This is a genomic window from uncultured Campylobacter sp., assembly GCF_938045465.1.
In the GTDB taxonomy this organism is placed as follows: Bacteria; Campylobacterota; Campylobacteria; order Campylobacterales; family Campylobacteraceae; genus Campylobacter_B.
Map to the genome: position 1 here is coordinate 1 of NZ_CALIBF010000065.1, position 8,199 is coordinate 8,199.

General features: G+C 46.0%; 9 protein-coding genes and 1 pseudogene. 3 read left to right on the plus strand and 7 right to left on the minus strand.

All coding sequences use genetic code 11. The features are described from left to right. Positions 1-101: 101 nt before the first annotated feature. Positions 102-755 (plus strand): metallophosphoesterase, encoded by a 654-nt coding sequence (locus tag Q0413_RS03210; RefSeq protein WP_298987236.1) that lies wholly within the window; start codon positions 102-104, stop codon positions 753-755. Positions 756-988: 233 nt separating this feature from the next. On the opposite strand, the gene Q0413_RS03215 is transcribed toward Q0413_RS03210, so the two are convergent. From Q0413_RS03215 to Q0413_RS03230, 4 genes are read right to left on the minus strand one after another with little or no spacing between them, the layout of a single operon-like run. Continuing rightward, on the minus strand, positions 989-1,744 hold the full coding sequence (locus tag Q0413_RS03215) for a hypothetical protein (protein ID WP_298987239.1): 756 nt from the start codon (positions 1,742-1,744) through the stop codon (positions 989-991). 46 nt (positions 1,745-1,790) lie between these two features. Next, on the minus strand, positions 1,791-2,444 hold the full coding sequence (locus tag Q0413_RS03220; protein ID WP_298987241.1) for a lysophospholipid acyltransferase family protein: 654 nt from the start codon (positions 2,442-2,444) through the stop codon (positions 1,791-1,793). Then, entirely contained in the window at positions 2,425-3,720 is a 1,296-nt protein-coding gene (gene miaB, locus Q0413_RS03225; protein ID WP_298987244.1) for a tRNA (N6-isopentenyl adenosine(37)-C2)-methylthiotransferase MiaB, read from the minus strand. The genes Q0413_RS03220 and miaB overlap by 20 nt, the downstream gene beginning before the upstream one ends. Continuing rightward, positions 3,717-3,959 (minus strand): HP0268 family nuclease, encoded by a 243-nt coding sequence (locus Q0413_RS03230; RefSeq protein WP_005870077.1) that lies wholly within the window; start codon positions 3,957-3,959, stop codon positions 3,717-3,719. The genes miaB and Q0413_RS03230 overlap by 4 nt, the downstream gene beginning before the upstream one ends. 157 nt (positions 3,960-4,116) lie before the next feature. On the opposite strand from Q0413_RS03230, the gene nusA reads away from it, so the two are divergent. Next, positions 4,117-5,244, plus strand: a complete 1,128-nt coding sequence (nusA, locus tag Q0413_RS03235; protein ID WP_298987249.1) for a transcription termination factor NusA — start codon at positions 4,117-4,119, stop codon at positions 5,242-5,244. A gap of 285 nt (positions 5,245-5,529) precedes the next feature. Here the strand turns inward: nusA and Q0413_RS03240 are convergent, their stop codons facing one another. Further along, a complete protein-coding gene (locus Q0413_RS03240) occupies positions 5,530-6,141 on the minus strand; it encodes a YiiX/YebB-like N1pC/P60 family cysteine hydrolase (RefSeq protein WP_298987252.1) in 612 nt (203 codons plus the stop codon). Further along, positions 6,123-6,506 carry a DUF4878 domain-containing protein gene (locus tag Q0413_RS03245; RefSeq protein WP_298987255.1) on the minus strand — a complete coding sequence of 128 codons (384 nt, stop codon included), beginning with the start codon at positions 6,504-6,506 and terminating at the stop codon, positions 6,123-6,125. The genes Q0413_RS03240 and Q0413_RS03245 overlap by 19 nt, the downstream gene beginning before the upstream one ends. A gap of 468 nt (positions 6,507-6,974) precedes the next feature. Between Q0413_RS03245 and Q0413_RS03250 the strand changes: the two genes are divergently transcribed. Then, complete coding sequence (locus Q0413_RS03250; protein ID WP_298987258.1) at positions 6,975-7,397, plus strand: EamA family transporter; 423 nt, start codon at positions 6,975-6,977, stop codon at positions 7,395-7,397. Positions 7,398-7,915: 518 nt separating this feature from the next. Here Q0413_RS03250 and Q0413_RS03255 read toward each other — a convergent pair. Continuing rightward, positions 7,916-8,199 (minus strand): annotated as a pseudogene (locus Q0413_RS03255) (hypothetical protein); the annotation flags it as partial.

Below are 8,199 nucleotides of genomic sequence, written 5' to 3' on the forward strand. Positions count from 1 at the left end.
AAGAAATTTAAAGAAGCGTGCAGACAGCTCGCCATCCCGCCGATAAACCGCGGATTTTTGTTTGCTTCTGGTGCGAATCTTGCGCTATTTGAGGAGCTTTTATGAGCGTTTATTTTACCTCCGATCTACACTTCGGCCACGAGCTGGTGTTGAAAAAATACCCGAATTTTAGAAAAGGCGCGAACGTAGCCGAGATGGATGAAAATCTCATCGCCGCTTGGAATGCGCTCGTTACGCCCGAGGATCTCGTCTATAATCTCGGCGACGTCTCCTTTCACAAGGATTTTGCGCACACTTGCGAGTTACTTCGCAGACTAAACGGGCGGCATTTTTTGGTGCTCGGTAACCACGATGAGCGCATCGCCGCGATGAAAAACGAACTGCTAAGCGGACGCAAGGCGGACGGCAATTTTATGTTTGAGCAGATCGTGGGATATGCCTTTGTGCGCCTATCGCATAAGAGAGCGGCTCTGTCTCACTACCCGATGATCGAGTGGGCAAACTGCCATTATGGCGCGCTGATGCTCTATGGTCACCTGCACGCAGATATCGCCGAGGTTTCGGGCAGGGCGCTAAACGTAGGTTTTGATCTGCACGGCAAAATTTTAAGCGAGGACGAGGTGTGGTCGTATCTGAAAGATATCCCGCCCAAGGCTCATCACGCAAGTGAGCTAGAGGGCATTAGCGAGAACGACGATGTGGAGCAAAGGCGAGCTTTGATAGAAAATTTTTTACGCAAAATTAATCGTGATTAGTGAAAAAGATAAAATTTACGGCGCAAGACAGGCTCTTTGCGGCAAATAAGTTTAAATTTAAAAGCGAGTCGTTTAAATATGGATGATTTTACCCAGCCAAAATCCATTATGTAACGCGAGATAAAATTTAATAAAATGCGGCGCAAACAGGCAACTAAATCGTATCAAGCAAGCGAAATACTGCAAAGATAAAATTTTAAAATTCTGCCTAGGTGCGGAGCGAAAAATTTGATCTAGCGGGCTTCCAGCATCGCGATTTTGTTGATGTAATCGGCGAAATTTAGATTTATCAGATTTGTTTTGATGAAGATGCGCGTGAAAATCACATAGCCGATCTCATTACTAAGCGTGCCGTCTGAGTAGATGAAAACGTTGGTGAGAAACTCGCTATTTTCGGATTTATAGAAGGTCTCGATCTGAAAATTTAAAAGCTCGTAAAATAGCTCGTCAGTATCGCTCATCGCTGCCTGCATCTCTTCGTCGATACGCATTATATCGGCATATAGCACGCGCTCTTGGTTGGCGACGACGAAACACGCGCGGTTATTAAATTTAAGCGCAAACATCGCCATGTTTTCAAAATCGCTTTGATTTTTTAGCAAGAAGTATAAAATTTTAAATAAACTAGCGTGCGAGCTAAATTCTATTCCAAAAGTCTCATCCGCCGCCTGTGTACTTGCACGAGGAAATTCCACTATGAAGCTATCATCGACTTTTTGATAAATGCTATTTTCTTTAATCATATAATCCTCGTTAAAATACACTCTTTGATTTTCGTCGTCTATCAGTACGCAAGAGATTAAATTTTTATCACTCAGATCCGCAAAGCCCGCCAGCGAGGTAGCCAGATCATTTTCTTGCGCGATAGGAAAACGATCGGATTTCTCATCCAAAATTCTTTTGCCAAAGCCCAATTTTCTATAAAAAAACTCGCATGCGTCGGCACTTTTAGCGACGCCGAGGAATGATTTTGCTTTAAATAGTGCCATTTTTTCTCCTAAAATTGCAATTATATCGAAACACTATTATTTCAAACTAAAATTTAACGTCCTGCTCGGCGCTTGCAAAAAGCAGTTGCCTGATCGCCTCTTTGCCCTCTTCAAGGTCAAGTCCTTCTAAATTTAGCGGCGCGCTGAGGCTGTAATTTATGCGCGAAAAGGGCTTTGGCAATACCATCTCGTCCCAGCTACGAAATTTCCAAAAACTGCTCGCTTCGTAATTTAGCGCGTAAATACCTAGGCTTAGCCGCTGCGCAAGGATCACGGCACCGTCGGCGACGCTGTGAAGCGGGCCGCGCGGGCCGTCGGGAGTGATGATGACGTCGGTGCCGTTTTTTATCTCTTTGATCGCGCCCATAAGTGCGCGCGCACCGCCTTTGAAACTGCTGCCGCGGATCGCACCGATGCCAAAATGCGAGATCACGCGCGTAATGATTTCGCCATCTTTGTGATCGCTGATGATGACCTTGGCGCGCCTCTTGCTGCCGAAATCCCGCAGCCACCAGCGCCTATAAGCAAAGCTCATCATAGCTAATCTTCCGTGCCAAAACACGACGACGCAGGGCTTTTCGGGCAGCTTTGTGGGGGTAAATTTAACCCTACATGTTAAAAAAATGCACCAAATCAGGATAAAAATGAGATATTCAGAGGCGCGGAAAAACAACCGCTTTTTAAGCGATAACTTGTCCATAAAGCACCATTCTGGCGGTCTTTTCGATACGTACTCCGCGCGTTTTGCCTAGCAGCTCTTCGCCGCCTTGCGCGCAGATTAAAAAATTTGAAAAGCTTCTACCGCACACAGTGCCGCCCCCGCGCAGCTCCTCGAAATATACATCGAAAATTTTATCTTTTTGCGCTCCTGCGATCTCGTCTAAAATTTTAGCGTGAGCGCTTTGTAGCCTGCTTAATCTTTCGCTTGAAATTTCATCATCCAACGGCTTTAAGCTTGCCGCTGGCGTGAGCGGTCTAGGGCTAAATTTAAAGGAAAAAACCTGCTCGAATTTCACCGCCTCTAGCACCTCCATCGTCTCAGCAAAATCATCCTCGCTCTCGCTCGGATAGCCCACGATGATGTCGGTGCTAATCGCCACGCCGGGGCAGCTTTGGCGTAGCTTAAGCGCGCGGTCTAGATACCACTGCTTGGTATATCCGCGCTTCATATCGCGCAAAACCTTGCTAGAGCCGCTTTGTAACGGCATGTGCATCGATTTACAAATTTTAGGATTATTGCAAAAAACGTCCAAAAATTTATCGTCCATATGCAGCGGATGCGGGCTGGTAAAGCGGATGCGCTCGATGCCCTCTATCTCGCTAAGCCGCATGAGCAGGTCGCTGAAGTCAATTTTTTCGTGGGCATTAGAAAAGCGCTTGCCGTAGTTATTGACATTTTGGCCGAGCAGAAATATCTCTTTGGCGCCGCGAGCTGCGGATCTTTCGGCTTCGCGCAAAATGATTTGAGCGGGGATCGAAATTTCATCGCCTCTAGTCTGCGGCACGATGCAGTAGGAGCACTTTTTGTCGCAGCCGATCATTATGTTTATGAAGGATTTATATGGCGAGCTCGCAAAATCGCCGAATGCAAACTCGCTCTCGTCGTAGTTTATGTCCGTGCTAATAAATTTAGGCGTACGAACGGCTTGCGAAATTTTAGATACGTTTCTGGCACCGAGTACGAAATCCACAAATGGCGCGCGCTTAAAAATTTCTCCGCCCAGATGGCTTGCAGTGCAGCCGCAAACGCCGATTTTAGAGCCTTTTTTTCGCGCCTTATCAAAAGCTCCGATCTCGCTAAAAAGCTTATGCACGGGCTTTTCGCGTACGGAGCAGGTATTTATTAAGATCAGATCCGCAATATTTACGTCGTCGGTGATCTCGTAATCTTGCTCTTTTAGCTGCGCGATAATATGCTCGCTATCGCGCACGTTCATCGCGCAACCTAGGGTCTGGATGAAGAGGAGTTTGCTCAAAGGATATGCACCTCGTACATATACTCGTTTTCGTTCAGCCCGTATCGCACTATGCGCTGATACACGCTAAAACCCTTAGTATCGAAAAAATCCACCAAAGCGGCTAAATCTTTTTGAGAATTTTCTCTATCCAGATAAAATATTTTTTGTCCGCTCTTTTCTACTTGGGCTTGCAAATCCTCGATCTTAACGCTTTTTGGCTTAGAGGCAAGCTCCGTTCTGGCAAGTTTTAGCTGCATGATCTATCCTTTCATTTATGTTTTAAACCCGCGAGTTTAGCGAAATTTAGATAATAATTCGTTTAAATAAAAATAAAGTCAAAATTCCATATAATACCGCACTTCAAAATTTAAAATCCAAATTTAGTAGCACGAAATCAAATCTTAAGGAAAATTTATGGAAAAAATCACCGACATCATCGAGTCGATTGCAAATGAAAAGGGGCTTGAGCCCGCAGACGTCAAAGAACGCGTCAAAACGGCGTTCATCCAGACCGCAAAAAGACTTTTCGGCGAGGAGTATCTCTACGACAGTGAAGTCGATCCGCAGACCAAACGCGTTAAGCTTTACCAAAAGGTCCACGTCGTCGCGGATGATGATGAGCGGCTCGGCGATCACAACTTCATCGCGCTAAGCGAAGCCAAAAAAATAGGCGAAAACGCGGAGATCGGTGATGAGCTAAGCTACGAAATAAATATTGAAAACCTCGGTCGTACGGCTTCCGGCGTGCTGGCTAGAGAGCTAAATTTTCATATCCAAAGGCTGCTTGAGGAGAAAATTTTTGAAAACTATAAAAGCAAGGTAGGCACTCTCACCCACGGCACGGTCACTAAGATCGATCACGACGGCACGACCTACGTAGAGATCGAGGATACGAAAGCCTTCATGCCGCAAAAAAACCGCATCAAGGGCGAAAATTTCAAAGTGGGCGACGTGCTGCAAGCCGTCATCAAAAACGTAGCCATCGACAAATCCCACGGTATCAGACTAGAACTTTCGCGCACCAGCCCGAAATTCCTAGAAGCCCTGCTCGCCGCCGAAGTCCCAGAGATCAAAGACGGCAGCGTCATCATCCAGGCTTGCGCGAGAATTCCGGGCAGGCGAGCCAAGATCGCGCTTAGCGCCGTCTCGCCAAACGTCGATCCAGTGGGCGCTACAGTCGGCAAAGGAGGCGCTCGCATCGACGCGGTGAGTAGATTTTTAAGCAAAAATTTGCAAGACGGAAGCGGCGGCGAGAGCATCGACGCGTTTGAATACTCCGCGAGTCCCGAAATTTTGATCACTCGCGCGATGGCGCCCGCGATCGTAAACTCGGTCAAAATAGTGCAGGACGGCAAGGCGATCGTCTACGTAAACCCCGATCAAAAAAGCAAAGCGATCGGCAAAAATGGCCTAAATATCCGCCTCGCTTCGATGTTGTGCGGCTGCGAGATCGAGCTGATCGAAACCGGTTCGGCAAGCGAGAAAAGAGTCTCCACGGAGGAAGGTCTTAAAAATCTCGAAGCGCTTTTCGGCGAGCTGTAGAGGCGAAACGCACTTCGTTTTTTAAAATTTTGTAAGTTACGCGCCCTATAAAATTCCATGCCTACTAAATTTTGCAAATTTCGTAATTTAGTACTCCACGAAATTCTATATTACGTAGAATTTTACGTCGTTTCGGAATTCTAAAATTTAGCGCCAAAACAAATTTTGACCGAAATTTTACGGCGCAGAATTCTAAGCTTAAATTCTATTCATTCGCGGATTTGAATTGACGCGATATTTTAAATTTACACGGCGCGCAAAATTCCAACTCAAGCTAGGTCGTGCCTACCACTCGTATAAAATTTCAACGCCGCCGTAATGCCAAAACGCCTTCGGCGCGAGGTATTCGCCGCCTAGGACGGCTAGGCTTAACTTAAAATATTTCGGCGAAAATTCCGTGATTTTTGAAATTTCTTGCTCAAGCAACGTCGTGCAGTAGAGGTTCGCTTCGCCGCGAGGTCTTAGCGTAAAATCTTCGCAGACGCGCCTAAGTAAAGAAGCGGCGAGGCGCGCCTTTTGCTCCTCGCTTAAAAATTTCATCCGCACCGCGCCAAAGTCTCGCGCATGCGCTAAAAACTCCCGCATCGAAACGGTCGCGACGCCGTCTTGCTCGCCCGCGCCCGTTACCGCGTGCACCACCAAAAGCGGGCGCTCGCGCACGATCATGCCTACGTGCGAGTATTTAAAATCCGTCGCGGTTGCAATTATGCGGCTGTCGGTGACGTCGCCTAGGCGAAAGACGAGATCGCCCGTGCGTAGGTTTGATAAAATTTCATCCGGTACCCGTAGCGGCTCTTTTGCCGTAGGCGCGCGCGTTAGCGTCCAAAGCTCGCCAAGCCCGCCTGTGACAAATATCAAGCAGATAAGAAACTTTTTCGCTAAAGCGAGACTTTCCACTTGCCGTCTTTTTTGACGAGTTTAACGCTCTCGGTGCGGTTCGTGCCGTTTTTAAAAGACACGGCGACTTTCACGAGCGCCGATTTCTCGTCGCTATTTTGCAGCTCGCCCGAGATACTCTTTAGCCCGCCGCGCTTATAGGCCTCCTCCTTGCCGGCGCCCGCCATTTGCATCAGTTTGCCGTTTATTATCTGCATCGCACCGTCGTCGGACCTATCCTTGTCCGGTATATAAACAAGATCTACCAAAATCTTGGAATCTCCCTCATATAGGGCTCTTACGAAGTCTTCGGCAACGCCTTTTGGATCGCTGCCGCAGCCCGCTAAAACGAATATCGCAATGAGTGCAAGTAGAAATTTTTTCATAAGCTCTCCTCGTAGAAATTTTGAAATTTTATATACGAGCGGTGAATATTTTTTAAATTTTAACCTTTCTGCTCGGGGGAATTTATATAGCGTTTGGATTTGTGAAAGGGGTATTCGGTCGTGCTTTTGCTGAATTAAAATAGAATTTTGCATTCGAAGGAAAGCTCGTCTTGCCTTGGTAAAATTTTATCTTGCCAAAGCAAAATTTTATAACAGTTTCTGCGAACCGTGTCTTGCGACACACCACTCAAACGGTGCCCAAACTCATTCGGTAGCGTGCAAGGCGAGTTTTGCTTGTCGGAACTGAAATTTAGCCGTATTTTGCGGCTAAAATTTTAAAATTTCAATGCCGCCTTCGTAGGATTGCTCGCTTGCGATTTAGCTTTTTGCTGCGACGCTCGCGAAATTATAAACAAATTTTATCTAAATAGGGCTATAATCCAATAATTCATTTCATAAAGGAATATCATGGAGGCATGGGCGGCTTGGGCGCTTGCATCAGCACTCTTTGCGGCGCTGACTGCGATATTTGCAAAAATCGGACTCGAAGGGATCAACTCTCACTTCGCAACTTTTATCCGCACGATTATCATCGCCCTATGTCTTGCCATATTCTTGCGCTACGCTAAAGCCTGGCAGCCGTTATCGAGCCTAACCCCTCGTAACTGGGTATTTTTGATACTAAGCGGGCTAGCAACGGGCGCGTCATGGCTAGCGTATTTCAAAGCGCTACAAATCGGCAAAGCCTATCAAGTAGTACCGATCGACAAGCTAAGCGTAGTGCTCGTTGTGATCATCGCCGTGATCTTTTTGGGTGAGCGCCCGAGCCTTCGCGAATGGCTTGCACTAGCACTCATCGGCGTAGGCGTGATAATACTAGCATTTAAATAGGGTAAAATTTGCTTTAAATCTATCTCTTGTGGTCTATTTAGCCGCTACGTCATACGCTTTGTTGTAAAATAAACCCACTGCCGCTTCTGCAAAATTGCCGCCCTAAACCGCTATGATTTCTTATGGCTTGACTTTAGCCTACACGATTTCTAGGCATTACCTGAAACGCGCCGGTAATCGATTTGCCGATACCTTGCTGTAGTTAGGCGGTCTTTAGGGTAATTTTAGTTCTGCTTAAAAGTAGTGAGATTGAAATTTATGAGAAATCAGAAATTTACACCTTAAAATTCCAAAAAATATCGACTCGCCATACCATAAAATAAAATCGCATCCGCAAGTTTAAATCGAACTGTAAACTTCTAAATCTACAGTATAGTCGAGTAAGCTAATTACGCAAGATTCGAATTAAAATCTTGCACACTTCCATAGCTCCGCCTAAATCTATATACTTGCTACGTAGATCATGCATTTGTCGCAAGTGCTAGATCTGTAAAATAATAAGCTAAGGTCGGGAGAAATTACTCTTTCTTACCCTTCTTGCCTCTCTTACCTTTAGCCTTAGACGATCCCTCTTCTTTAGCTTCGTCTTTCAACTTAGCCGTAGAGCCTTTTACTTTACTATCATCATTCATAGCTTTATCCATGCTATCATCCATTCTCTCTTGCATCTTTTCTGATTTGGCATTTGCTTTAGCTTTAGCAGATTTGGCGGTATCTTTAGCTTTTTTACTTGCTTTTTTCTTGGCAGATTTTAGATCACTAATGTCGGTCTGTCCGCTTACGGCAAGATCATCTTTAATAA